We start from the raw sequence: 23,776 nt of genomic DNA on the forward strand, positions 1-23,776 counted from the left end.
ATGCTGTGGTCACTCTTCGGGCTGCCCCTCGTCGTCGGCGTCGCGCTGCTGTTGGCCGGCCATCGGGCCGACCATCATGCTGCGGTGGTGTCGATCACGACGTCCGTGGTGACGCTGGGAATGTCGATCGCGGCCGCGATCATCCGCCCGGCGATGTCGGTTCCCTACCTGCGCGGCATCACGTTCGGGCTGCGGGTGGACGGGCTCTCGGCGGTCCTCGTGGTGACCGTCGCGGTGGTGACGCTCGCCGTGCTCGTGTTCGCGGCGGGCGAGTTCGGCGCGGGCGAGGCGCAGGCGCGCTACCACGGGCTGATGCTCGTGTTCGCGAGCGCGATGCTGCTGACCGTCACGGCCACCACGCTCGTCACGCTGCTCATGGCGTGGGAGGTCATGAGCGCGATGTCGTACGCGCTCATCGGGTTCCACTGGCGCCAGCGCCGGCGCGCCGCATCGGGCACCGTGGCGTTCCTCGTCACCCGGGCGGCCGATCTCGGCCTCTACGTGGCGGCGGGCGCCGCGCTCGCGGGTGGGGCGAGCGGTCTCACGCTAGACGCGCTCGCAGGACTGCCGGACGGCTGGCGGGACGTCGTGGCCGGGGGCGTGATCCTTGCCGCGGCGGGGAAGTCGGCACAACTGCCGTTCAGTTTCTGGCTGGCCCGCGCAATGGACGGTCCAAGCTCTACCTCGGCGCTGCTGCATTCGGCCACGATGGTGGCGGCCGGGTCGTACCTGCTGCTGCGGCTGGAGCCGCTGCTCGCGGCCACCCCCTGGGCGCCCCCGCTCGTCGCGTGGCTGGGCGCGATCACGGCGCTGGCCCTGGGTGCCGTCGCGGTGGTGCAGACCGACCTCAAGCAGTTGCTCGCCGCGTCGACGTGCTCGCAGGTGGGTTTCATGGTGCTGGCAGCCGGAGCGGGTGGCGTGGCGGCCGGCAGCGCGCAACTCGTGGCACATGCGCTCACCAAGAGCTTGCTGTTCCTGACGGCCGGGGCGTGGCTGATGGCACTCGGCACCAAGCACCTGCCGGATCTGACGGGCGTGGCACGGCGCTACCCGGTGGTAGGAACCACGTTCACCGTGGGCGCGGTGACGCTCGCCGGGCTGCCCCCATTGTCGTTGTGGGCGACGAAGGACCAGGTGCTCACGGCCACAGTGCCGTCCGCACCGGCGCTGTATCTCGTCGGTCTCGCCGCTGCCGCGCTGAGTGCCGCCTACGCGATGCGGGCGGTGACGTTGGTGTGGTCGCCGCCCACGGCGGAACCGCGGTTCGACACCGAGCACCCAGGCACGCGCCGCGTCAGCCGGGCGCAGAGCGTGGTGCTGCCGCCGCTGGCGTCCGGGGCCGCGCTGCTCGGCGTGCTCGCGGTGCCCGGCGTGTGGTCGGCGTTCGCCAGGCTGGTGTCCCACGGCCGGGAAGCCACCCCGGAATGGTGGGAGGCCGCCGTCTCCGCCGCCGTGGCGCTGGCCGCCGCCGCTGCCGCCGTCGCCGTGGTCCGCCTCCGTGGTGACGTGCCGGAGCAGGGCGGGCTGCTGCGCTGGCTGGGTCTGGAAGCATTCGCGCGCGAACGGATCGCCCGTCCCGCCGTGACAACGGGGCAGGTACTCGCCCGGTTCGACGACCAGGTGGTGGCCGGTGCCGTGCGCGGGACGGCCACGCTCGGGTTGCGGCTGGCTCGCATGACGACGCTGCGCTGGGAACCGGTGGTGGGTGGCGCCGTGCGCGGAGTCGCCGGTGGTGTTCGGCGGCTCGGCCACCTCGCGCGCCGTCCGCAGACAGGGCAGCTCCACCAGTACTACGCCGAGATCGCCGTCCTGCTCACGGCGCTGGTCGTGTTGCTGATCGTGTTGTGACCAGGGTCGAAGGTGAGGTGAACGTGCTCAGCGTCGTGGTGTTCCTGCCGCTCGCGGTCGCGGTCGGGCTCGTGGCCATGCCACGGGTGAGTGACAGGGTGGTGCGCTCGATCTGGATCGCGGCCACCGCGGCAGATCTCGCGTTGGTGGTGGCGCTGTGGATCGGGTTCGCGCCGGGGCCGTCCGGATTCGCCTACGAGGTGAACCAGCGCTGGATTCCGACCGTGAGCGCGGGATACCACATCGGCCTCGACGGGCTGAGTCTGCCGCTGGTGGCGCTCACGGCGGTACTGTTTCTCGCCTGCGCGCTGTACTCGCTGCGCCAAACCCACCGGATGCGGGCATTCGCGGCGCTGTTCTTGTTCTTGCAGACGGTGTGCCTAGGGGTGTTCGTCTCCCTGGATCTCATCCTGTTCTTCGTCTTCTTCGACCTGTCCATCGTGGGCATGTACTTCGTGATCGCGCTCTGGGGACACCGCGGCGCGGCGCGCGCAGCACTGATGTTCTTCCTCTACACGTTCCTCGGCTCGCTGGCGCTGCTGCTCGGCTTCATCGGCCTGTACGTGGCCTCCGACCCCCACACCTTCGACATCGTGGCCCTGACCGCGCAAAACCCGCTCGCGGGCGGAGGAATCTTCAGCGTGCTGGTGCTGCTGGCGATCCTGGTGGGCCTGGCCGTGAAGACACCGACGGTGCCGTTCCACACCTGGCTGCCTCCCGCGCACACCGAGGCACCCGCTGCGGGCTCGGCCATCCTCGCCGGGGTGCTGCTGAAGCTCGGCACCTACGGGTTCGTGCGGATCGCAATGCCGATCCTGCCGGGCACCTGGCGTGACTACTCACCGGCCATCGTCGCCATCGGTGTAGCTGGCGTGCTGTACGGGGCATTCGTCGCGTTGGGGCAGAACGACCTCAAACGGATGGTCGCCTACACGTCGGTGAACCACATGGGCTACATCCTGCTGGCTTTTGGGGCGGCCGGGCTGGTCGCGACGTCGGACGCGCAGGCCCACGACCTCGCGGTGACCGGTGCCGTCACACAGATGGTGAGCCACGGGCTCATCACCGGAGCGCTGTTCCTGCTCACCGGGGTGCTTTACGAACGCGGCCGCACCTACGACATGGACGCCTACGGGGGCCTCGCGGCGCGCACGCCCTGGTTCGCCCGGGTCACCGCCGTCGCCGCGTTCGCATCACTCGGACTGCCCGGATTCTCCGGGTTCATCGCGGAGTTCCAGATCTTCACGGGCGCGCTAGGCCCCGTCCCGGTCGCCACGGCACTGGCCGTCGTCGGCATCCTTGTCACCGCGGCCCTGTTCCTGCGCGCCCTGCAGCGGGTCTTCCTCGGACCGGCGCGTGCAACCGGTAAAGGTGACATGGCCGACCTCGCGGGCGCCGAGGCGGCCGCCATCGTGCCGCTGCTGGCACTGGCCGTCCTCATCGGAGTATTTCCCCGGTTCCTGCTGGACGTGATCGAGCCCGCCGCCCGGGTCGTCGGAACGCTGGTGAGCCGCTGACATGCCCCGCACGATGCTCGCCGACCTGAGTCTGATCCTGCCGGAGTTGTTCCTCACCGGCGGTGCCGTGTGCGGGCTGCTGCTGGGCTCGTATCTGCCCCGGCGCTCCCAGTGGCTCGTGGACGCGTTGGCGGGTGTGGTGTGCGTCGCCGGTGTCGTCGCCACCGTGGTGGGCTGGCCGAACGGCGGCACGACGGTGTTCGAGGGCGCCTACGCGCTCGATGTGGCCACGGCTGTGGTGCGCATCGTGGTGCTGGTATCGGTGCTGCTGGTACTGGCGATCTCGGGCGAGTTCCGTGGCCACGCACGGAAAAGCGAGTTCGTGGTGTTGCTGCTGCTGTCCGCGCTCGGCACCATCGTGCTCGCCGGCGCGAACGACCTGCTGCTGCTCGTCGCCGCCTTCCTGCTGGCGAGCGTGCCCCTCTACGCGCTCACCGGGTTCGCGAAGGACTCCCCCGGCACCGAGGCGACCATGAAGTACTACCTCCTGAGCGCACTCGCCGGAACGGTGATGCTGTTCGGGGTGATGGCCGTGTTCGGCGTCGGCGGCTCCACCGGCTACGCCCGACTGGCTGAGACCCTGCCCACGACACCCGCCGCAGCCGTCGCCGCCGGTGCCGTCCTGGTGCTGGCCGGGCCGATGTTCAAGGCGGGCGCGGTACCCGTGCACTTCTGGGTACCCGACGTCACGCAGGGCGCCCGTCCCCCGGTGTCGGCGCTCGTCACCACGATTCCCAAGATCGGTGCACTGGTGGCGGTGTACCGCCTCGTCGCGGCCGTGCTCGCGCCGACGGCGCTGAACTGGCCGCTGCTCGTGGCCGTGGTCGCGGCCGCCACGATGACGCTAGGCAACCTCGCCGCCTTCTTCCAGGACAACGTCCGCAGACTGCTCGCATACTCGACGATCAGTCAGGTGGGCTACCTGCTCATGGCGGTCGCCGCAGCTGGCGCGTCCACCCTCGCGTTGCCGAGCCTGCTGCTCTACCTCGCCGCCTACGCCGTGACGAACCTGGGCGCGTTCGCGGTCGTGGCGGCACTGCCCAACGCCGAGACCCTGACCGACTATCGCGGGCTCGTGCGGCACCACCCCTGGTTGGCGATCAGCCTCGTGGTGTGCCTGCTCGGGCTCGTCGGCACCCCACCCACCGGCGTGTTCGCCGGCAAGCTCACCGTGTTCACCGCCGCGTTCGACGCGGGGTTCGGCTGGCTCGTGGCCGTCGCCATCGCCAACACCGTCGCGAGCCTGTTCTACTACCTGCGCTGGATCGCGCCCGCCGTGCGCCTCGAACCCCTCACGCTGCCGACCAACCACGGAGCCGCCGGCGCCGCCGCGGTCGCGGCCGCCGTGTCACTGGCGCTCGGGCCGCTCGCGGGGCTCGTCCTCGCCCCGCTCGGCCACCCGCTCACTCCGCTGCCGTGACGACGCCCCGCGTCTCTGGCCTCCCGGTAGCAGGCGCCGAAAAAGCATCTCTTAGCCGTGCACGCGCTGGTCAGCGGGTGCACGGCGTATCTCGTCGTCAGCGACCTTGTCGACGAGCAGGGTGTAGAAGGAGGGGATCCGAGAGCACCATCCCGGCCTCGGGCCGGATGGTTGCGCTGCTGATCTTGCTCTACGCCCAACCCCTGGTGAAGATCGCACGGCTGACCACCGATGACGTGCTACGCGGCGAGGACCAGGTTCTCATCCACCTTGGCGACCCACCGACACCGGTTCCGCAGCCCTTTGCCGACGTGTTGCTCGACTACCTCGGAAACCGCTCACCATGACCATCGCGACCAATATGCCTGTGGCTGTGCAACCTTGGCCTGCCCAACATCGATGCCCACACCACCACAATCTGTCAGCCACTCCGTGAGGTACCTGCACCGGTCGTCACGGAATGCTCGGCTACCACCCCGTCCCGGTCGAGGCTCTGGTCGCCGAGTCTGGGGCGATCTGGCAGCGGTAGGCAGGCGGCGACCACAGTCGCAAGGTGAGCTGGCTGTTGTGGCCGCGTGGGGTCTACATGCTGCGCATCCTGTGTTACCCATTAGCCGATCAGGCTGGACCAGTAGGGCCAGAATGCTTGACCGACCAGGGCGATGAGGATGAGGTACCACGTGGTGAGGGCTGCACCGTGGTAGCGGGCCAGCCAGCTTGAGAGCGGGCGCAGCGCTGTCGGGAGCGGGAGGTTTCCGGTGGCGAGGTTGTGCAGGGTGGTGTACCAGAAGATCGGGACGGTGACCGCCCAGACGACCATGCAGTACGGGCACAGGGCGCCGATCTCGTACACGCTCTGCACGAACAGCCAGTGCACAAACCCCACCCCGAAGAGGGTGCCCGCCTGCAGGCCGAGCCAGAACCATCGCGGCAGTCGCGCTCCCGTGAGGATCGTCAGCCCGATGGTCGTGACCACGGGGAAGGCGACCACGCCGATGATCGGGTTGGGGAACCCGAACACCTCCGCTTGTGGTGTCGACATCACCGAGCCACACGACAGGATCGGGTTGATGCTGCAGACGGGAATGTAGTTCGGATCGGTCAGCGAGTTGATCTTCTCGATCAACAGTGCCACCGCGGCGAGCGAGCCGACCGCGCCACCCAGCGCCAGCACCCACGCGGTCGCGCGCGCCAAGAATGAGCGTGTTGCCGGAGCCGCGTTCCGGTCCGGCCCGGATGCCAGCTCCTCTGGTGCGGTAGTCACGGTCGGGCCAGCGCGGACTCGACTGCGGTTCGTAGGTCATCCAGGGACTGTGGTGCGATCATTTCGCCGTTGAGGAAGAACGTCGGGGTGCCCTGGACTCCGAGGGCTTGGCCATCGGCCTGGTCTCGCCGCACGCGGTCCTTGGTCGCCGCGCTGTCCCAGTCTTCACGGAACTGCTCGAGGTCGAGCCCGATCTGCCGCGCGTAGTCAAGGAACACCTCCCGTTGTGGTTGCTTACGGTGGCCCCACTCGGCTTGGTTCTCGAACAGCATCTGATACATGGCCTCGAACTCGCCTTGCTCGGCGGCTGCCTGCGCGGTGCGTGCCGCGAGTTCGGCGTTCGGGTGGCTGGGGATCGGGAAGTACCGGACCACGTAGGTGAGCCGGCCCGCGTACTCCTCGCGGAGCTGCTCCACGGCCGGGTAGGCCGCGCCGCAGGCCTCACATTCGAAGTCGAGGAACTCGACCAGGGTGGCCTTGTCGTCGGAAGCCGAGGACAGTCGATGACTGTCGGGACGGACGAGTAGCTCGGCGTTCGCGTGCTTCCCGTCCGCCTTCGCCGGCGGCGCGGTGTCCGGGCGGGTGACGACCAGCAGGATCGCCACGGCCACGGTGGCCACCGCTGCCAGCACGATCGTGACCTTCAGATTGCGCGTCATCACCCTCATCCTCATCCTCGCCTTGCCTTGGCCGGTCGTTTCCTCATCCTCGCCTTGCCTTGGCCGGTCGTTGGCCGCTCGAGCCCGAACCCTATACGTGCTCGCCCGAACATATTGACGCGCGTTAGTTTGAGCCTCATGAGTGTTGACCGGTGTGAGCTGCTGTGTATCGACTTCGACCATGCGGAGAGCTTGCGTGCGGCGCTTCCGGAGGCCGACCCGCTCGACCGGCAGGCGACACGCTTGCGTGCGTTGGGCGACCCGACCCGGCTGCGGATCGCGCATGCCCTGCTGGTCGGAACCGAGCTGTGTGTGTGCGATCTGGCCTGGATCGTCGGCTCATCGCAAGGACTGGTGTCACACCACCTGCGTCAGCTGCGCGCAGCGGGACTGGTGAGCTCGCGCCGGGACGGCAAGCTGGTGATGTATCGGCTCGCGCCCTCGGGGGAGCAGTTGCTGTCGGCGACCACGGCGCCCGAGGTGGAGGCGGATCCGGTATGAGCGTGGACTGCTGCGGCACCGACGCCGCCTCCTGTAACCACGACCAACGATGAGCAGGCTCGACGTCGGTCAGTGAGGTGCTGCGCCGGGCTTTACCTGGGGCAGTGGGTTTGTGTGTGGCTGGTCGGTGGTGCAAGCCCCGCTGGGGCGGAAGGGTTCGGCGAGTTGGGCGAGGTAGCCGTTGGGGTAGTGCGGTTTGGCGGCCATGCCGAGGTCGTCGCTGGTGAAGCGACGTTCGGGGTCGTAGGAGTAGGTGCGGAGTAGGTGGTCCCAGATCAGGGTGAACAGCCCGAAGTTGACGTCGCCGATGCCGGCCCATTTCAGGTGGTGGAAGCGGTGGGCTTGGTTGAGGGCGAGCACGGCGCGCAGGGGGCCGACTCGGTAGTCGACGTTGGAGTGCTGGAGGAGCAGTTGGACCGCGACGCAGAGGGCGAGGGCGTAGGCGACGCTGGTCGGCAGGCCGAGCAGGATCAGGGGGGCGACTCCGGCGGCGGTTTCGATGGTCTGGTGGAGGGGGTGTTTCATCAGTCCGTTGAAGCCGTAGGCGCGTTTGACGCTGTGGTGCACGGCGTGAAACCGCCACAGGGCGGGGATTTTGTGGCTGGCCAGGCGGACCAGGGTGATGCCGAGGTCGGCCACGAGTACCGCGATGAGCACCTGCACGAGGAAAGGCCAGTCATGGGGCCAGACGCCGTCGATCGAGGCGATGGCGGTGAGAATCGGCAGGGCGGCGACGCTACCGAGGGTGACGGTTTCGTTGACCGCGGCGTGGAGGGCGTCGCGTCGGCTGTCGTCGTGTGAGGTGTTCCAGTCTTGCCGATAGGGCAGGACGCGCTCGGCGGCGAAGGAGCTTGCGATGGCCAGCAGCAGGCCGAGAAGCCAGAGTTTGTGGCCGCCGGAGGAGAGGATGGCGATGCCGGTGCCGTTGATGGCCAGGAGCATGAAGGGCACGTAACCGTATCGGATCAGTGTGCGCATGCTGCTGAGCGTGGCGGCTGAGGACCCCGTGTGGCTTGAACAAACTCGCTAACCACTCACAGCGCGCCGCCGGTGCCAGTGCACGGCCCGGGCCAACCCTGACGGGGCCAGGCCGAACATCTCGTGGCAGACCCGGGTGAGGTGGGCGCTGTCGGCGAACCCGGCGGCGTGGGCGGCCTCGGTGAGTGTGCCGCCTAGCCGGGCGTGATCGATCGCGCGCTGCAAGCGCGCCCACCGCACATACGCGCGAAACGGCAAGCCGAGTTCGTCACTGAACAGGTGACCGAGTCGACTGGCCGAGATCCCCACGGCCGCGGCGAGCCGTTCCAGACGGACAGACTGGTCGAGCATGGTGGGTAACACCGCGATCGCCTGCCGCAGCGCGGGGTGCAACGACACTGGGGCAGGCGCGCCCGCCGGAGCCAGCGTGGCGAGAACCTGGTCGACCATCCCGCTGGCGGAGTCACCGACGGCGAGGCTGGTGTCGAGCAGCGGCTGCGCCGCGGATGCCCACGCGGCCACGGAGCCGACCGGCAACCCGGTGCGCCGTACCCGCGCGGTCAACGCCTGGCCCAGCGCCCCATCAGCATCAACCCACGCCAGCACACCCGCCGCGCCACCAGCGATCTCGTGTTCGGCCCCGGAGGGAATCACCGCCGCACGGCCCCGCCATTCGGCACCAGATCCGTCACACAGCCACACGAGTTCCTCGGTGGCCAGCACGAGCTGCACCGCCGCGTGCCGGTGCCGGTGCGCGTCGCCTACCTGACCGGCGTAAACCAACCGACCCGGCCGCAAAGCCACGGTGCCCTGCCACATCGTCAGCTCCGCGGCGTGCGGCCGGCACACGGCGCGGCGGACCACACCGCCCGCTCACCGACGGCGGCCACGGTCGCCCAGTGGCTGGCGGCGTCGGGCCCGAGAGTTCCCCGGCACGGTCTCGACCTGACTGGTTGATCGCCGAACCTCGATTCCATCATTTCTCCCTGCTATCATCGCCGTATGGCGATAAATACTAGGGACGGATGTCTCGCAGCGAGTGCGGTGGGTGCGGGCCTGGATCCCGCGGTCGCGTTGTTTCACAGCCTCTCGGACGCCACCCGGTTGGCGATCGTGCAGCGCCTGAGCGGTGGGGAGGCCCGGGTCGCCGACCTGATCGCTGAACTGGGGCTGGCGCAGTCGACGGTGTCGGCGCATGTGGCGTGCCTGCGGGACTGCGGGCTGGTGGTGGGCCGCCCGCAGGGTCGGCAGGTGTTCTACAGCCTGGCCCGCCCGGAGCTGATGGACCTGCTGGCCTCGGCTGAGACGCTGCTGGCCGCGACCGGCAACGCGGTGGCGCTGTGCCCGACCTACGGCACCGACACCACCGGCGACACCGAGAACGAGGAGGTCGTGCGGTGAGCGACGCCTGCGGCTGCGGCAGCGACGAACCCCGCACCGGCGAGGAAGAAGAGCACGAACCGGAACGGCTCTGGCAGGTCACCGAACTGCGCTTCGCCGCGATCGCCGGGGTGCTGCTGATCGCCGGATACGCGGTGGAGTGGGCCGGAGCGGGCTCAACACTGGCGCTCGCCCTGAAAGCGCTGGCCTTGGTCGCCGGCGCCTACACCTTCGTGCCCTCCACGCTGAAGCGGCTGGTCAAGGGCAAGATCGGGGTCGGCACCCTGATGACCATCGCCGCGGTCGGCGCGGTGATCCTGGGTGAGGTCGGCGAGGCCGCGATGCTGGCCTTCCTGTTCTCCATCAGCGAGGGCCTGGAGGAATACTCCCTGGCCCGCACCCGCCGGGGCTTGCGGGCGCTGCTGTCCCTGGTCCCCGAGGAAGCCACGGTGCTGCGCGACGGCAGCGAGACCGTGGTGGCTCCCTCGGAGCTGCGGGTCGGGGACCGGATGCTGGTCAAACCCGGGGAGCGCATCGCCACCGACGGCGTGATCCGCACCGGCCGCACCGCGCTGGACGTCTCCGCGATCACCGGCGAGTCCGTGCCGGTCGAAGCCAGTCCCGGCAGTGAGGTGTTCGCCGGGTCGATCAACGGCACCGGCGTGCTGGAGGTCGAGGTCACCACCACCGCCGAGGACAACTCCCTGGCCCGGATCGTGCGGATCGTGGAGGCCGAGCAGTCCCGCAAGGGCGCCAGCCAGCGCCTGGCCGACCGCATCGCCAAACCCCTGGTACCCGGCGTCATGATCGCCGCCGCGCTCATCGCGGGCCTGGGCAGCTTGTTTGGCGACCCGGGCACTTGGATCGAACGCGCCCTGGTCGTGCTCGTGGCCGCTTCGCCGTGCGCGCTGGCGATCTCCATCCCCGTCACGGTCGTCGCCGCGATCGGCGCGGCCAGCAAGCACGGTGTGCTGGTCAAGGGCGGCGCCGCCCTAGAGGCCCTCGGCCGCGTGCGGGGGGTGGCGCTGGACAAGACCGGCACCCTGACCCGCAACCAGCCTGCCGTGGTCGACGTCGCCACCACCGACGGGACCCCGCGCGAGCGGGTGCTGGAGCTGGCCGCGGCGCTGGAAGCCCGCAGCGAACACCCCCTGGCCCGCGCGATCCTCGCTGCCGTCGACGGCGAGACGATCACCCCCGCGGCCGAGGTGGAGGCGGTCACCGGCGCCGGGCTGACCGGCCAGCTCGACGGCCGCCCGGTGCGGCTGGGCCGCCCCGGCTGGCTGGAAGCCGGGCCGCTGGCCACCGACGTGCAGCGCATGCAGCAAGCCGGGTCCACCGCCGTGCTTGTTGAGGACGACGGCCGCGTGATCGGCGCGATCGCCGTCCGCGACGAACTGCGCCCCGAAGCCGCCGAGGTCATCACCCGGCTGCACTCCGGCGGCTACCACGTCGCCATGCTCACCGGCGACAACCACGCCACCGCCACCGCCCTGGCCACCGAAGCCGGCATCGACACCGTGCACGCCGAACTCCGCCCGGAGGACAAGGCCCGCATCATCAGCGAACTGGGCAGCCAGCGGTCGATGGCGATGGTCGGTGACGGTGTCAACGACGCCCCCGCCCTGGCCACCGCCGACCTGGGCATCGCCATGGGCGCCATGGGCACCGACGTCGCGATCGAAACCGCCGACGTCGCCCTCATGGGCGAGGACCTGCGGCACCTGCCCCACACCCTCGACCACGCCCGCCGCGCCCGCCGGATCATGCTGCAGAACGTCGGACTCTCCCTCGGGTTGATCATCGCCTTGATGCCGCTGGCGCTGTTCGGGGTGCTCGGCCTGGCGGCGGTGGTGCTGGTGCACGAGGTGGCCGAGGTTGTGGTCATCGCCAACGGGGTGCGCGCCGGCCGCGCCAAGCCCTTGGCGATCACCCCCGGCGACCGGCAGGCGCCGCTGGTCCCCACTGCGGCGGTGGGGGCGTCCTCGTGACCACCGGTCACCCCGCCCCCGCCACACGGGCACCCCGTGCACGACTCGCGCTGATCGGCGCGGTAGTCGTGCTGGCCGCGCTCGACCTGGGCCTGAAAGCCTGGGCCGAGCGCGGCCTGACCGACGGCCAGGCGGTGGATCTCGGGATCATCCAGCTGCGGCTGGCGTTCAACCCCGGTGTCGCGTTCAGCCTTGGCGACACCCTGCCCGCCTGGGTCGTGCTCACCGTGACCGGGTTGATCACCGCCGGGCTGGGCGTGTTCGCCTGGCGCACGACCCGCACCGCCACCCTGGCCCTGTCGGCGGCATTGGCGATGATGCTGGCCGGCGCGCTAGCCAACTTCATCGACCGTGTCGCCGACGGCGTCGTGACCGACTACCTGCACACCGGCTGGTTCCCCACCTTCAACGGCGCCGACGTGCTCATCACCCTCGGCGCGATCGCCCTCGTGCTCGCCACTATGCACGCCGAACGCACGGTCGAGACCGGTTCGGGGTGATCAGCTAGGACACAGCAAGGTGAGACGCGTCTGGTCCGCCGTGGGCTCGCGCGCTGGCTGGCCTGGTTCATCGTGGCTTGGGACGTCATTGTCATCCGCATCCAGCCGCTCCTGCGCACGACCTCGACGAGAGGGTGCTGGCCCGGCCCGACGCCTTGCCCGTGTAGCGACCCGCTGCCTGGGCTGCGGGTCCAAGGTCGCACTGCCGGCACCCTCACCTTCACCACCCCGACAGGCGAGCGGGTCACGATCGCTCCGCTCGTGCTCGGCTCGCTGATCGACCGCATCCCCGGGGGCTGAGATGTTCCTACTCGTGCAGACCACACCGAACAGCTTGCGGTTGCACACGGCGGCCGGCGCCGATGCCGACCCGGGTGTGGCAGGCGGTGAGCAGCCAGTTCAGCCCTTGCCGCCACTTCGACGACGTCACCGTGGAAGGCGTCGAGCAACGGGCGCAGCAGTCACCTGGCGGCGAGTACCGCAGGATCGTCCCGCTCCGGTGAACAACCGCCGCGAGCGTCGGGCGAGCTTGCACGTCGGTGGTGTCCGCAGTGCGGGGGTGTGGGTCAGGCACCGCCGACCAGCCTTTACCCTCATGCTCGTGCCTGACGGAACGAGCGCCCCAAGGGCCGTGCGAGCTGGCCTCGCGCGGCTCGTCGCCGTGCTCGCCGCGCTCACCTTGGTGGCACTGCTGCAAGGCGCCCTGTGCGGCAACGCGACGGCGATGGCAACGCCCTGCACCCCGGTGCTCGTCTCGGATGCTGAGCACAGCAGTGGCAGCACCCCGGTGCACTCCGCACCACAGCCCGCCGCGGACACAACCGGCGACTGCGTGTCGCTCTTGCTGTCGGGCAACCACCTTCCAGCGCCAACGCAGCCTGCCGCATGGGCCGCCCCGGCCGACACCACGGGATCACCAAATGATCTCGGTGGTGTTGTCGGACTGTGCCTGGCCATGCTGGCGGTGCTGTTCCTACTCGTCTGGCTGCTGCGGCCCGGCGCGGTCACCGCGCCACCACCGCCGACAACCCCGACGCGATTCGCGCACCGGACACGTACCGGCGCTCCCCGGCTTTCGCAACTCTGCGTCCTGCGCACGTAGACGACTCCACGCACGTCCCCACCCTGTCCAGGCAGGACATGCGGTGTCTGACGTCGAGTCGTTGGCCACGTTTGGCCTGCCCAGGTCGCCCGGAGGTACCTTCCCGTGAATCCTTTCCGTATAGCCGTCTTGTCACGCCGACGGCGGTCCGCCACCATGCGGTGCGCTCCCAGCCGCACGCCCCGTCGCCACTCTCAGCACTGGCGCACTAAGTTCCGCCGCAGGATTACCGGAGCCACCGCCGCTGTCGTTTTGGTGGTGGCCAGTGGCTGCGGCCCCGCAACCACTGGCAGCAGCTTCGAGTTCGCCTCCCCCGGCGGCCAGACCAAGATCTTCTATGATCCTCCCGAGCAGCGCGGAGCGGTGCAGCTGTCCGGGGAAAGCCTGACCGAGCCGGGCCGCGAGTTGTCCCTATCGCAATACGCGGGCAAGGTTGTGGTGCTCAACGTGTGGGGCTCTTGGTGCGGACCCTGCCGTACCGAGGCCGATGACCTGGAAACGGTCTATGCCAAAACCAAGGACAGCGGGGTGCAGTTCCTCGGCGTCAACGTCCGCGACGACCGCAGCGCCGCCCAGGACTTCATGACCAACTTCAAGGTCAGCTATCCCTCGCTGTACGACCCGGCCGGCCGGTCGCTGCTGGCGTTGAAGGGCTTCCCCCGCAGCGTGGTGCCCGCCACGATCATCCTCGACCGCAAGCACCGGGTGGCGGCGGTGTTCCTGACCGCTCTGCTGGAGTCCGACCTGCTGCCCGTGGTGCAGCGCATCGCCGCCGAACAACCAGCCGCCTCATCACCCACCACAGGGGGTCGGCCGTGACTCTCACCGACCTGGCCATCACGGGACCGCTGCTGCTGGCCGCGTTGGTGGCCTTCGCCGCCGGCGCCGTCTCCTTCGCCTCACCCTGCATCATCCCCCTCGTTCCCGGCTACCTGGCCTACCTGGCCGGACTGGTCGGCGCCGAGGCACCTGCGGTGCACGAGGCCGAAACGGCCGCGCGCCGCCGTGACCGCTGGCGGGTCGCCGGCGCGGCTCTGCTGTTCGTGCTTGGCTTCACCATCGTGTTCGGCGCGGCCGTGCTCACCGTGCTCGGCGTGTCGGATGCGTTGCTGGCCAACGAACCACTCTTGCAACGCATCGGCGGCGTGGTCACCATCGCCATGGGCCTGGCCTTCCTCGGCCTCATCCCCGCCCTGCAGCGCGACATCCGGCTGCGCCACCGTCCCCAGCACGGCCTGTGGGGTGCACCTGTGCTCGGCGCGGTCTTCGGCCTGGGCTGGACCCCCTGCCTGGGACCAACCCTGGCCGGTGTCATCGCACTGGCCAGCGGCACCGAGGCCGGACCACCGATCTGGCGCGGTGTCCTCCTCGTACTGGCCTACTGCCTCGGCCTCGGCCTGCCGTTCGTACTGCTCGCGGTGAGCGCCCGCTGGGCGGTCACCACCGCCGGATGGCTTCGCCGACACACCAGGGCTGTCCAGATCACCGGCGGGGTCCTGCTGCTTTGCGTCGGTGTACTGCTGGTGACCGGCCTGTGGGCCGACCTGGTCGCCGTGCTACGCGGCCCCATCGCCGGATTCACCACCCCGCTCTAACACCCAGCGGCCCGAATTCTTGAAGGAACGGTGTGCCCATGACCCGGAACATGAAAGCTTCGTCGGGCCATCCTCAGCTGTGGCACCATGTGCACTCCACAAGCCGAAATATTCGGATTTCCCAACCCCAACCCGCTGCTCGGAATCGCCGGTTTCGCCGTCGCCACCACCACTGGAGCCGTGCTGTTATGTGCTCGGGCGCGACGGCACCATCCGTCGCGCCCGAGCACCCCACGCCCTTCCACATTGTCGAGCAGTTCACGCAGACCCTGAGCCGCTCCCTTGCCGACGAGGACACCACCGGAACAGGGCAGAAATGAGCCAGGTGCTCCCCGCGCAGGGGTCGGGCGAGACCGGCACGCAGTCGACCGGCCGTGCGCGGGACGAGAGTGTCGGGGCTTCCCAAGTCAAGCGACGGTGGGTGGTCTCCATCACCAGCGTCGCTGCCGGGGGTCTGCTGCTGGCCGTCAGCTTCCCGCCCCGCCCGTGGTGGTGGCTGGCACCGGTGGCCTTCGCGCTGCTCGGCCTCGCCCTGCGCGGACGCCGCGCCCGGGCCGGTGCCGGCTACGGGTTCGTGTTCGGGCTGGCGTTCTTCCTGCCGCACCTTTTCTGGATCCAGGACTTCCTCGGCGCCGAACTCGGCCCCGTGCCCTGGCTGGCGCTGTCCACGGTGATGGCCGCCTTCGTGGCGGCCGCATGCGCACTGCTGCCCCTGGTCGGCCGGCTGCCCGCCGCGCCGCTATGGATGGCGCTGGTGTTCCTGGCCCAGGAAGCAGTCCGCTCCCGGTTTCCGTTCAACGGATTTCCGTGGGGCCGAGTCGCCTTCGGCCAGGTCGACGGCCCGTTCCTGTCCCTGGGGTCGATCGGCGGCGCCCCGCTGGTCGGCTTCGCCGTGCTACTCACCGGATTCGGGCTGGCCGCTCTGATCGCACACGTCCACGAGCACGGGCTTCGACCCAGCCCGGCGTGGTGTACACCAGTCTCGGCAGCCCTGGTGCCCGTCATCGCCGCGCTCCTGGTGTGGCCCACGGTCGGCACCGAACCGCAAGACGGCACCCGCACCGTCGCCGTTGTGCAGGGCAACGCCCCCAACATAGGACTCGGGCTACTCGGGCAACGCTCCACCCTGCGCCGCCACCACCTCCAGGCCAGTCAGGAGCTGGCGACCCGAATCCGTTCCGGCGCGCTGCCCCGACCGGACCTCGTGGTGTGGCCGGAGACCGCCACCGAGATCACCGGCCCCGATCAGGCCATCGACAACATCGTCGCCGACCTCGGCGCACCGACACTGATCGGGGCGCTGTACCAGCCGCCCACCGGGTCCAGCCAGAACGCGGTCATTGCCTGGGACCCTCACACCGGCCAGGGCCAGCGCTACGCCAAGCAGGAACTGGTTCCCTTCGCCGAATACATACCGCTGCGGTCCATCGCCGCCCTCTTCACTCCGTTCGCCGACACCACAGACCTGACCGCAGGCACCAGACCCGGCGTTCTCGACATCGCCGACACCACCGTCGGCATCGCCATCTGCTACGAAGCCGCCTACGACCACGTCTCCCGCGAAGCCACCAACCAGGGCGCCCAGCTCCTGGTCGTCCCGACCAACAACGCCTGGTACGGCCGCGGAGAGATGACCTACCAACAACTGGCCATGTCCCGTCTGCGCGCCGTCGAACACGGCCGAGCCGTGATCGTCGCAGCCACCAGCGGTGTCAGCGCGATCATCCGGCCCGATGGCAGTCTCGCCCAGATCACGGACATGTTCACCACCGCATCCCTGATCGAAGACGTTCCCCTACGCCACACCACAACCCTGGCCGACCGCCTCGGACCCTGGACCGAACGCGGACTGACCATCCTCGCCGTCGTCGGAATCCTGGCCGCAGCACACTCACACCAGCGTCCCCGTCACGTGGGCGAGATCTCCAGCGACGACGCCACCTCCTAGTAGACAAACGTGATGACTTATAGACGGACTGGTGACCCCGCTGCGGCGAGCACACAGTCGGGCGGACTCGTGCGGCACCGGCGATGCTGGCGGCTCGTACTCGAGCACAGGGCACAGGGTTATGGACGAGAAGACTGCCGTGGACCGCGGGTTCCCGCACCTCGAGCGCTGCGAAGGAGGCGATAACACCTCGCGGACACGATTCAGCGCATGAACCCTCAACACACGCTCTCGCCGATACCAGAATGCTTTGGCATCCACGGCGGCGTTGCGCGATGATCAACGCAATAGCAGGGGTACCCCAGCCGGAACAACACGCTCGGCGCGTCGTGCTCGACCACACGCGCGAGCAGGAACTCCTCCAGATCCTTCCACTCCGTCCGGCCCGCACGGGTCTGCTTCTGCGCCCCGTACCCGGCCAGATCCGCGATCGGAACACCCAGCTGCACCGCAACGCGCCCACGCCGTCCGGAACGAAACCCAGCCACGGCAACGTGCATAGCCGCCTGATCTCCTCATCAGAGAAGAACCTCGTGGACACCCCAGACACCACCCCACCCCCGAAACGATCAGTGACGGGCACATCCTCACCAACAACCTCCGCAGGCCAACACCGGGCCACCAGCCAAGCAGATCATCCACCAGCTACCACGACACCCTGACCAGCACCGACACGGCTAATCGATGCCCCTATGCGTCAAGCGGCTCGTAGTTCGGCGGCCTTGATTTGCTTGCTAGAGCGGTGTTATGGCTGGTGAGAGCCTTGAAGACTTCGCGCGCCAGGTAGCGTTTGAGGCACCGGATGATTTCCCGCTTGGACTTGCCCTCTGAGGTGCGTCGAGCGGCGTAGGTGCGGGTCCTGGCGTCGTTGCTCAGACGACCAATCGCGAACAGATGCAGAGCCCGGTTGACGTCCCTGTTTCCGCCACGGTTGAGCCGGTGGCGGTTGGTCTTGCCGGAGGATGCGGGGATCGGTGAGACGCCGCAGAGGTGCGCGAATGCTCCTTCCGATCGCAGGCGTTCGGGGTTTTCTCCGGCGGCCCGAGCAGCGCGGCGGCGATGTCGGTGCCCACGCCTTTGATCGCGACGAGGTCCGGGGCTGCCTGCTTGGCCAGTTCTGCGATCTGGCCGTCGAGAGCGTCGATCTCCGTGCTGAGCTGCTGATACCGAGTAGCCAGCAACTTCAGCGCGAGTTTGCAGGCTGCTTCCGGGCTGGTGATCGCGCCCGGTCGCATCCGCGCGGCGGTGACGACCAGCTGCGCCATGGACAGCTTCCGCAGACGGTCACGCAGCTGTTGAGGGGCGGTGACGAGCACGGCGCGGAGCTGGTTCGCAGTCTGTGTGCGGGCCTTCATCGCAGAACGGCGGGCGATCCGCAGCGTGCGGATCATCTCCACCGAGCCGTCGGCGGTCTTCGGCTCACCCAGCACAGTGCCGGATTGCACCACGCGGGCCGCGATTTCGGCATCAACCGCGTCGGTCTTGCCAGCGCGCCGGCGGGTTTGCCGGTTCGGCCGGACTACCTCGATGACCTCCAGGCTCTGCGTCCGCAGATGGCGGGCCAGACCGACGCCGTAGGAGCCGGTGCCTTCCAAGCCGAAGCAGTGCAGCACGCCGAATCCGGTCGCCCAGGACACGAGCTGGTCATGGCCGGCGGTGGTGGTGGGACCATTGTGGTGCCCAGCAGACGCCCGAACTGGTCCAGTGCTGCCGCAACATGGATCTCGGAATGCGTGTCGACTCCCACCGTCACGACAACGTCGGCATCCTGCACACCAGCGGGCACGTGTCCTCCTCGCAACTCGATGACCTTCCGGCCAGCACAACCGGTTGCGATGGAGGGCAGAACTACAGTGGGATCGCTCGGGCTCCTATCAGGCCACATCCTCGCCACCGGCCGCGCCGGTGGCACCCGCCCGACCGGTCGACGTATCGCTTACAAGGCACGACAGGCCCCTTGTTTTTCGAGTCAGACCGGCGGGCAAGCACCGGAGATCATCTTGCCTGTAGATGCTCCGCTTAGCGCTAATGGCTGTTCCGTTGTTCCCCGAGGCCGTACCCACACTGCCCGGCGGCACGCCTGTGGCGGCACGGCCCGCGCCGGTGGGGGCCTCGGCGTGACCCGCACCGAAACCCCGGTGACCTCGCGGTGAAAACCTGGACCACCCACGCGCTGGCCGACGGCCACTCCATCGACCTCGGACTGCTCCAGCTGCGCCTGGCCTACAACCCCGGCGTCGCCTTCAGCCTCGGCGCCACCCTGCCCAGCTGGATCGTGCTCACTGCCACCGCACTGATCACCGCCGGGCTGGCGGTCTTCGCCTGGCGGACCGCCCCCACCGCCAACCTCGCCACGCGTCTCGGCCTGGCCACCATGCTGGCCGGAGCCGTGGCCAACCTCGCCGACCGCGGCATCGACGGCGTGGTCACCGACTACCTACACACCGGCTGGTGGCCCACCTTCAACCTCGCCGACGCGCTCATCATCGGCGGCGCCGCGCTACTCATCCTCGCCGCGCTGCACACCACACCAGCATCCACACCGAAAAGGAGATGATCCTGATGCTGACCTACTGCTGCGACGACCCGGGCGGCCCGCCCGAGGCCTGCGGCTACAAATGCTGCTGAACCCACGCCCGGCCGCCCTGTGGACGGCCGGGCGCCATCATGGAAGGTCCTGGATGTGGTATGACCCTGGCCTGCTGCTAACACGCCCTTGCGTCCGTCTCCTCGGCTGGCGCTTCACCAGCGGCAGCCGGCAAAGAGCAGGCGGATACTGGTTAGCAGGCACGCTGACCGAGGAAGCCTCGGGCTCAGGGCGTGTTGCCCCAGGTAACGGCATGCAGGTGGAAGGCAGTCGCCGCGATGGGTTGCATGATGGGCGGTATGATGGCCGGGACACTCGTCTGGGCGATCATTGGCCTGGTGGCGCTAGTGGTCCTTGTCGCTGGTGGCATGTGGGCTGCTCGGAGGCTGCTTGCACCCACTGCACAGCATCGTCTCACCCCGCCACCGCGCCCAGCCGAGCCGATTCGCGAGACATCGGTCCCCGACAGTCAACGTGCCGCGGATGTCGATCGGCAACAGGTCATCGAAACGCTGCAGACGCATGTCGCTGCCGGGCGGCTGACACTGGACGAATTCGAGCAGCGCAGCAATGAAGCCACTCAGGCACGCACCATCGGTGAACTGCGTGCCGTACTGGCCGACCTCCCCTATCAGGCTTTCCGGTAGCGGAAGCCAAAAATCAACTCTTGCGCTTTCACAGGTACGGTCAGAGACCATGGGGCTACTTCCGGTCGTGCGCAGGTGACCAGCGCTGACGTTGTTGTCTGTGTGCGCTACCGGAACGCCCAGCAGCATCACTCAATGGCTGGGTTCGCCCCTCATCACTTAACTTGCCATGGCTATGAGCGAGACAACACGGCCCCGTACGCGGATAGTGCACGAGGCGCACGCGCAGCTGCAGTCGCTGCTCGGCGAAGCATGGACGATCTCCTTCGACGAGCCCCGCAGGCTTGAGGAACGCGCCTCGCGCTGCCCTTCGCGTTCTCCAGTAGGCGGACCGTGTTGCCGATACCCCTGGGGTGACTGAATCCCGTCAATTTCGCCGCGCTCGTGAACGCCGTGCAGCCAAAGCGGACCGCGGCTTCCGAAACGCGGAGTGGAGATTGAGCTGTTCCGGACAGTATGCGACGACGATCCCGAGGATAGTTACGTGTCCTGGCACGCGGAGTGGAGCCTGCAAGGCAGCAGCAGCGGCACCGAGGACAACGACGAAGATCTCACCGTCCTGGTCGACGCGATCCTGGCCGATGTGCACCCGATGGCCGACCGATACGTACTACGGCTGGACCGTCGATGGAGACCTGGAGCAGGGTGGGACGGTCATCGACGCTATCGCTGAGCTGGGCGGGCAGTTGCCGACGGTGGTGACATGACCGAGTTACAGGTCTCCACCAGCCCGCGCATGACCTGGCTGTGGGCACCTGACGAACACGCAGCTCAGCGGGTACGAGAGATCACTAGCGGAAGTTCCGCGACGCATCGGGGCGAGGCGCTCGCGCTGGTCACGGACGTCGGCATCGGCGTGGAGGCTCTGGCGGCGTGTGAGGAGCTTGCTAAGAGCGTGTCTCGTTTGGATCTTGGTTGGGTTGCGGGCATGATCTTGGTTCGTGGTTGATGAGTTGTCGCGGCGGTTGGTGCCTGATGAGCTGTGGGCACTGGTCGAACCGCTGGTCCCTGCGCATCAGGTTCGTCCGCAGGGAGGCGGACGGTCGCGCGTGGATGATCGTGCTGTGTTCACCGCGATCGTGTTCGTGCTGACAAGCGGGTGCGCTTGGCGACACCTGCCACCCAGCTTCGGAGTGAAGGTCCCGACCGCGCATCGTCGCTTCACCGAGTGGACGAAAGCCGGATTATGGCGCAGGTTGCATCGCGCGGTACTCGATGAACTCGGCAGCCAGGGAATGATCGACTGGTCCCGCGCGGTCCTGGACGGAGCCTCCGTCAGGGCCAAAAGGGGGGATCTCTGACCGGTCCCAGTCCTGTGGACCGCGGGAAACCCGGCTCGAAGATCCATGCACTGTCCGACCGGGCGGGACTGCCGCTGGCGGTCGCGATCTCGGCCGCGAACACCAACGACGCGCACGCCCTCAAACCGCTGATTCTGGCCATCCCCGCCGTGAAATCCCGGCGGGGGCCCCGCCGGCGCAAGCCGGACAAGCTCCACGCCGACAAAGCCTACGACCAGGCCGAACTCCGAGACTGGGTACGCAAGCAAGGAATCACCGTGCGCATCGCCCGCAAAGGCATCGAATCCAGCCAGAAACTCGGCAAGCACCGCTGGGTCATCGAACGATGTATCGCGTGGCTGTTCGGATACCGACGATTGACCATACGCTACGAGCGCTACGCCAACCACTTCTGCGCCTTCCTCACTCTCGCCGCAGCCCTCACCTGCTTCAAGAAACTCGCGAAATGAGACATGCTCTAAGAAGCGAATGCACTCTTGGTCGATTGATACAGGAGCTTGCCCTCCGCGAGCCCGGAACGAGGCGAACTCCTGCGAATCAAGAAATAGTTCGGCATGTCCAACAAACTACTGACTTGGTACCCGTGCAGATCTCTAGCTTCGCACCTTCCTCTTCCATGAGGTTATTTATGAGTTCGGCGAGTCATGCACCATGAAGCCACAGCTGTCCCACGAAACCCCATTAATGTCCAAGTCGCCACCTACGGCACATTCCAGAACCGACTCAAAATCCGTCCGGTGCGCATTCGAGTCGCACCGGAGCGCTCTTCGTGGCTACACGAAACGCCTCATCAGACGCAACGCGATGGGGGCCGTTCGCGGTTCGGCCGTCAACCACTGTCACCGATTGTCCGTGGCCCCTGTGGACTGGGAAACCTCGGCTGCTAGACTCAACGCATCTGCCGATGCTCTCGTGCGATGGACCCTTGTCCGACGGTAGCTTCGTCGCAAAACTGGTGCAGCACAACCATGAAATGGCCAATCTATTCAAAATCCTAGGTGGATGCCCTAAAAAACACGTGAACACGCAAACGTGACAGAGACCGTAGGTGGCGTTTACCAAGCACAGAAGCATGCTCAGCCTCGGTCAGTGTTTCCTCACGAGCTCTGCCCCACGTCGGCATGACACCGAGCACACCTTTGAACTCGCTCCCGGCGGTACAGAGCACCAGTGCCACCTGCGATGATTCTCCAAACGCCTTTAATTCACGTCTTCCCTTTTGAAAAAGGAGTGGTCACGTCCATCCCGCCATACGATGCAGCAGTGCTCAACAGCGACGACGTGGTGGCGCTTGTCCGGGACCCCGAGGCCGTGCGGCGCGCGGCCGCTGACGACGTCGTGGTTCGTCGGGGCGCGTGGGCCGGGGGCGGGGACGACGTGGAGAAGTTCCTGCGGTGGGTCGTGGCGGACCTCGGCAGGTGTTCCTCGGTTGTCGTCGAGCACGCCGAGTTCGGCATGTACGGCTCCGGCTACGCGTCCTACGTCGACGTCTTCCTGAGTTGGCGCGACGGCTCCGGGCGTGTGATGGAGGGCGAACGAACCGAGATCCGGGGCTTCGCGCTTGCGCTCTGCCGGTTGGCGCCCGTCGCGGCGCTGTTCGGTGACGTCGGGATCTCCAGGTCCGCGAACGGCTCCTCGTCCCGCTACCTACCAACGCTGGAGCTGGTCCGGGACAACCCCGTTCCGGGCTGGGAGAAGGCCTGCCGAGAGGTGACCGGCGTTCTCGACCGGCATGGCATCACGGTGCTGGATTCCACAGTTCTGCACACGCCCGTCGACCCGACCATCAGCGTCGAGACGAACCTGGCGGCCCCTCCCTACACGGTGTTCGACGCGTGGTTCCACTGGATGGACTGAGCACGTTCGTCGAATCAAAGACGCGCAAGGCAACCAGCCCCTACCCGGTGCTCGTCTTGATCCGAGTTTCGGGTTCCGAATGATTGTCGGAGGCGACATAGCGCTGGGATGACGGGGCCGTGGCGTCGCAAAGCCGTTGCGGAGCGGCGGTTTTGGCCGTGGTGGGCGGTGGGTTATGCCGTCGCCGCGTTGGGCATCGGAGCCGGAGTGACGTGGTGGGTATGGCCTGCCCCGGCGAGGCCGGAGACCGGATCACGGCGGTAACCGAGCGGCCCGAGGCCGCCCTCGAAGGCCGTCACCGACGAACGGCCGAATACACGTCCCGAGGCGTCACGACTCGTCCTTCAGGCCTGCCGGGATCACGCCGCGGTCGGAGGCCGAGAGGTGGATGACGCTGTCGAGCAGCCCGGGGAAACGCTTCTCCAACTCGTCACTGCGAAGCCGGACAAAGCACCGCGTGCCTTCCTCACGGGTCCGCGTGATTCCCGAAGAACGCAGCACCTTGAGGTGGTAGCTCAACGTCGACTTGGCCACCGGCACGTCGAGTTGCCCCCACCCCCGTTCCTCGCCGTCGCTGAGCAGCCGCACCAGTCCCAACCGAACCGGATCGGCCAGAGCGTGGAGCACGGTCGGCAAATCCACGTCCGCCAAGTCGGGGTGCGTTGCAGAAGCCATGCCCGA

General features: G+C 68.1%; 24 protein-coding genes and 1 pseudogene. 18 read left to right on the forward strand and 7 right to left on the reverse strand.

Translation table 11 applies throughout. The features are described from left to right. The 4 genes from SACGLDRAFT_RS14480 (at position 1) to SACGLDRAFT_RS14495 (ending at position 5,132) form a co-directional block, all read left to right on the forward strand. Positions 1-1,848: a proton-conducting transporter transmembrane domain-containing protein gene (locus SACGLDRAFT_RS14480; protein WP_005465554.1), complete on the forward strand. Its 1,848-nt coding sequence runs from the start codon at positions 1-3 to the stop codon at positions 1,846-1,848. A 23-nt stretch (positions 1,849-1,871) separates the two neighbouring features. After that, complete coding sequence (locus SACGLDRAFT_RS14485) at positions 1,872-3,365, forward strand: complex I subunit 4 family protein (RefSeq protein WP_040920017.1); 1,494 nt, start codon at positions 1,872-1,874, stop codon at positions 3,363-3,365. Position 3,366: 1 nt separating this feature from the next. Further along, positions 3,367-4,785, forward strand: a complete 1,419-nt coding sequence (locus SACGLDRAFT_RS14490; RefSeq protein ID WP_005465556.1) for an NADH-quinone oxidoreductase subunit N — start codon at positions 3,367-3,369, stop codon at positions 4,783-4,785. A 167-nt stretch (positions 4,786-4,952) separates the two neighbouring features. After that, positions 4,953-5,132: a hypothetical protein gene (locus SACGLDRAFT_RS14495; protein ID WP_040919111.1), complete on the forward strand. Its 180-nt coding sequence runs from the start codon at positions 4,953-4,955 to the stop codon at positions 5,130-5,132. A gap of 263 nt (positions 5,133-5,395) precedes the next feature. On the opposite strand, the gene SACGLDRAFT_RS14500 is transcribed toward SACGLDRAFT_RS14495, so the two are convergent. Together SACGLDRAFT_RS14500 and SACGLDRAFT_RS14505 are read right to left on the reverse strand one after the other, a co-directional pair. Beyond that, complete coding sequence (locus tag SACGLDRAFT_RS14500; RefSeq protein ID WP_005465557.1) at positions 5,396-6,049, reverse strand: vitamin K epoxide reductase family protein; 654 nt, start codon at positions 6,047-6,049, stop codon at positions 5,396-5,398. After that, on the reverse strand, positions 6,046-6,717 hold the full coding sequence (locus SACGLDRAFT_RS14505) for a DsbA family protein (protein WP_005465558.1): 672 nt from the start codon (positions 6,715-6,717) through the stop codon (positions 6,046-6,048). Before SACGLDRAFT_RS14505 ends, SACGLDRAFT_RS14500 begins: the two co-directional genes overlap by 4 nt. 129 nt (positions 6,718-6,846) lie before the next feature. Here SACGLDRAFT_RS14505 and SACGLDRAFT_RS14510 point away from each other — a divergent pair, with 129 nt between their 5' ends. Next, on the forward strand, positions 6,847-7,209 hold the full coding sequence (locus SACGLDRAFT_RS14510) for an ArsR/SmtB family transcription factor (RefSeq protein ID WP_005465560.1): 363 nt from the start codon (positions 6,847-6,849) through the stop codon (positions 7,207-7,209). A 69-nt stretch (positions 7,210-7,278) separates the two neighbouring features. Here the strand turns inward: SACGLDRAFT_RS14510 and SACGLDRAFT_RS14515 are convergent, their stop codons facing one another. Together SACGLDRAFT_RS14515 and SACGLDRAFT_RS14520 are read right to left on the reverse strand one after the other, a co-directional pair. Next, a complete protein-coding gene (locus SACGLDRAFT_RS14515; RefSeq protein ID WP_005465562.1) occupies positions 7,279-8,187 on the reverse strand; it encodes a sterol desaturase family protein in 909 nt (302 codons plus the stop codon). 48 nt (positions 8,188-8,235) lie between these two features. Continuing rightward, on the reverse strand, positions 8,236-9,006 hold the full coding sequence (locus tag SACGLDRAFT_RS14520; protein WP_005465563.1) for a helix-turn-helix transcriptional regulator: 771 nt from the start codon (positions 9,004-9,006) through the stop codon (positions 8,236-8,238). A 183-nt stretch (positions 9,007-9,189) separates the two neighbouring features. Here SACGLDRAFT_RS14520 and SACGLDRAFT_RS14525 point away from each other — a divergent pair, with 183 nt between their 5' ends. The 7 genes from SACGLDRAFT_RS14525 (at position 9,190) to lnt (ending at position 16,703) form a co-directional block, all read left to right on the forward strand. Further along, complete coding sequence (locus tag SACGLDRAFT_RS14525; RefSeq protein ID WP_005438222.1) at positions 9,190-9,588, forward strand: ArsR/SmtB family transcription factor; 399 nt, start codon at positions 9,190-9,192, stop codon at positions 9,586-9,588. Continuing rightward, complete coding sequence (locus SACGLDRAFT_RS14530) at positions 9,585-11,558, forward strand: heavy metal translocating P-type ATPase (RefSeq protein WP_005438220.1); 1,974 nt, start codon at positions 9,585-9,587, stop codon at positions 11,556-11,558. The genes SACGLDRAFT_RS14525 and SACGLDRAFT_RS14530 overlap by 4 nt, the downstream gene beginning before the upstream one ends. Beyond that, positions 11,555-12,058 (forward strand): signal peptidase II, encoded by a 504-nt coding sequence (gene lspA / locus SACGLDRAFT_RS14535; RefSeq protein WP_005438219.1) that lies wholly within the window; start codon positions 11,555-11,557, stop codon positions 12,056-12,058. The genes SACGLDRAFT_RS14530 and lspA overlap by 4 nt, the downstream gene beginning before the upstream one ends. Before the next feature lie 601 nt (positions 12,059-12,659). Then, positions 12,660-13,160, forward strand: coding sequence for a hypothetical protein (locus SACGLDRAFT_RS22330; RefSeq protein ID WP_157606507.1), 501 nt, complete (start codon positions 12,660-12,662; stop codon positions 13,158-13,160). A 156-nt stretch (positions 13,161-13,316) separates the two neighbouring features. After that, positions 13,317-13,979 carry a TlpA disulfide reductase family protein gene (locus tag SACGLDRAFT_RS14545; protein WP_005438217.1) on the forward strand — a complete coding sequence of 221 codons (663 nt, stop codon included), beginning with the start codon at positions 13,317-13,319 and terminating at the stop codon, positions 13,977-13,979. Beyond that, positions 13,976-14,755, forward strand: a complete 780-nt coding sequence (locus SACGLDRAFT_RS14550) for a cytochrome c biogenesis CcdA family protein (protein ID WP_005438216.1) — start codon at positions 13,976-13,978, stop codon at positions 14,753-14,755. The genes SACGLDRAFT_RS14545 and SACGLDRAFT_RS14550 overlap by 4 nt, the downstream gene beginning before the upstream one ends. A 316-nt stretch (positions 14,756-15,071) precedes the next feature. Beyond that, positions 15,072-16,703: an apolipoprotein N-acyltransferase gene (gene lnt / locus SACGLDRAFT_RS14555; RefSeq protein WP_005438215.1), complete on the forward strand. Its 1,632-nt coding sequence runs from the start codon at positions 15,072-15,074 to the stop codon at positions 16,701-16,703. 218 nt (positions 16,704-16,921) lie between these two features. On the opposite strand, the gene SACGLDRAFT_RS14560 is transcribed toward lnt, so the two are convergent. Then, positions 16,922-17,203, reverse strand: coding sequence for a DUF4158 domain-containing protein (locus SACGLDRAFT_RS14560; RefSeq protein WP_005438214.1), 282 nt, complete (start codon positions 17,201-17,203; stop codon positions 16,922-16,924). A gap of 190 nt (positions 17,204-17,393) precedes the next feature. Then, a pseudogene (locus SACGLDRAFT_RS14565) lies at positions 17,394-18,477 on the reverse strand (IS110 family RNA-guided transposase). Positions 18,478-18,852: 375 nt separating this feature from the next. Here SACGLDRAFT_RS14565 and SACGLDRAFT_RS14570 point away from each other — a divergent pair. From SACGLDRAFT_RS14570 to SACGLDRAFT_RS14595, 6 genes are all read left to right on the forward strand, one after another. Continuing rightward, positions 18,853-19,260, forward strand: coding sequence for a signal peptidase II (locus SACGLDRAFT_RS14570; RefSeq protein WP_005438210.1), 408 nt, complete (start codon positions 18,853-18,855; stop codon positions 19,258-19,260). Positions 19,261-19,589: 329 nt separating this feature from the next. Next, on the forward strand, positions 19,590-19,937 hold the full coding sequence (locus SACGLDRAFT_RS21990; RefSeq protein ID WP_157608820.1) for a DUF1707 SHOCT-like domain-containing protein: 348 nt from the start codon (positions 19,590-19,592) through the stop codon (positions 19,935-19,937). A 484-nt stretch (positions 19,938-20,421) separates the two neighbouring features. Continuing rightward, a complete protein-coding gene (locus SACGLDRAFT_RS22335) occupies positions 20,422-20,610 on the forward strand; it encodes a hypothetical protein (protein ID WP_157608823.1) in 189 nt (62 codons plus the stop codon). A 30-nt stretch (positions 20,611-20,640) separates the two neighbouring features. Then, complete coding sequence (locus tag SACGLDRAFT_RS14580) at positions 20,641-20,886, forward strand: hypothetical protein (protein ID WP_005465566.1); 246 nt, start codon at positions 20,641-20,643, stop codon at positions 20,884-20,886. Next, a protein-coding gene (locus SACGLDRAFT_RS21995; protein ID WP_005463988.1) for an IS5 family transposase occupies positions 20,879-21,687 on the forward strand; the annotation gives its coding sequence in 2 pieces (ribosomal slippage) (positions 20,879-21,221 and positions 21,221-21,687; 810 coding nt in all). Before SACGLDRAFT_RS14580 ends, SACGLDRAFT_RS21995 begins: the two co-directional genes overlap by 8 nt. Before the next feature lie 814 nt (positions 21,688-22,501). After that, the gene (locus SACGLDRAFT_RS14595; protein WP_040919115.1) at positions 22,502-23,095 is read left to right on the forward strand and encodes a hypothetical protein; all 594 of its coding nucleotides are present in this window, start codon (positions 22,502-22,504) and stop codon (positions 23,093-23,095) included. Positions 23,096-23,425: 330 nt separating this feature from the next. Here SACGLDRAFT_RS14595 and SACGLDRAFT_RS14600 read toward each other — a convergent pair whose 3' ends face one another. Continuing rightward, on the reverse strand, positions 23,426-23,770 hold the full coding sequence (locus SACGLDRAFT_RS14600) for an ArsR/SmtB family transcription factor (RefSeq protein ID WP_005465569.1): 345 nt from the start codon (positions 23,768-23,770) through the stop codon (positions 23,426-23,428). Positions 23,771-23,776: the final 6 nt, after the last annotated feature.

This window comes from Saccharomonospora glauca K62 (assembly GCF_000243395.2).
Classification (GTDB): Bacteria; Actinomycetota; Actinomycetes; order Mycobacteriales; family Pseudonocardiaceae; genus Saccharomonospora; species Saccharomonospora glauca.

Excerpts from the sequence above, each read along its gene's own strand:
- SACGLDRAFT_RS14600 (WP_005465569.1), bottom strand. The coding sequence starts at position 23,770 with ATGGCTTCTGCAACGCACCCCGACTTGGCGGACGTGGATTTGCCGACC.
- SACGLDRAFT_RS14510 (WP_005465560.1), top strand. The coding sequence starts at position 6,847 with ATGAGTGTTGACCGGTGTGAGCTGCTGTGTATCGACTTCGACCATGCG.
- SACGLDRAFT_RS14490 (WP_005465556.1), top strand. The coding sequence starts at position 3,367 with ATGCCCCGCACGATGCTCGCCGACCTGAGTCTGATCCTGCCGGAGTTG.
- SACGLDRAFT_RS14525 (WP_005438222.1), top strand. The coding sequence starts at position 9,190 with ATGGCGATAAATACTAGGGACGGATGTCTCGCAGCGAGTGCGGTGGGT.
- SACGLDRAFT_RS14480 (WP_005465554.1), top strand. The coding sequence starts at position 1 with ATGCTGTGGTCACTCTTCGGGCTGCCCCTCGTCGTCGGCGTCGCGCTG.
- SACGLDRAFT_RS14520 (WP_005465563.1), bottom strand. The coding sequence starts at position 9,006 with ATGTGGCAGGGCACCGTGGCTTTGCGGCCGGGTCGGTTGGTTTACGCC.
- SACGLDRAFT_RS14560 (WP_005438214.1), bottom strand. The coding sequence starts at position 17,203 with ATGCACGTTGCCGTGGCTGGGTTTCGTTCCGGACGGCGTGGGCGCGTT.
- SACGLDRAFT_RS14505 (WP_005465558.1), bottom strand. The coding sequence starts at position 6,717 with ATGAGGGTGATGACGCGCAATCTGAAGGTCACGATCGTGCTGGCAGCG.
- lnt (WP_005438215.1), top strand. The coding sequence starts at position 15,072 with ATGAGCCAGGTGCTCCCCGCGCAGGGGTCGGGCGAGACCGGCACGCAG.
- SACGLDRAFT_RS14495 (WP_040919111.1), top strand. The coding sequence starts at position 4,953 with ATGGTTGCGCTGCTGATCTTGCTCTACGCCCAACCCCTGGTGAAGATC.
- SACGLDRAFT_RS14580 (WP_005465566.1), top strand. The coding sequence starts at position 20,641 with ATGACCGAGTTACAGGTCTCCACCAGCCCGCGCATGACCTGGCTGTGG.
- SACGLDRAFT_RS14545 (WP_005438217.1), top strand. The coding sequence starts at position 13,317 with ATGCGGTGCGCTCCCAGCCGCACGCCCCGTCGCCACTCTCAGCACTGG.
- SACGLDRAFT_RS21990 (WP_157608820.1), top strand. The coding sequence starts at position 19,590 with ATGATGGCCGGGACACTCGTCTGGGCGATCATTGGCCTGGTGGCGCTA.
- SACGLDRAFT_RS14515 (WP_005465562.1), bottom strand. The coding sequence starts at position 8,187 with ATGCGCACACTGATCCGATACGGTTACGTGCCCTTCATGCTCCTGGCC.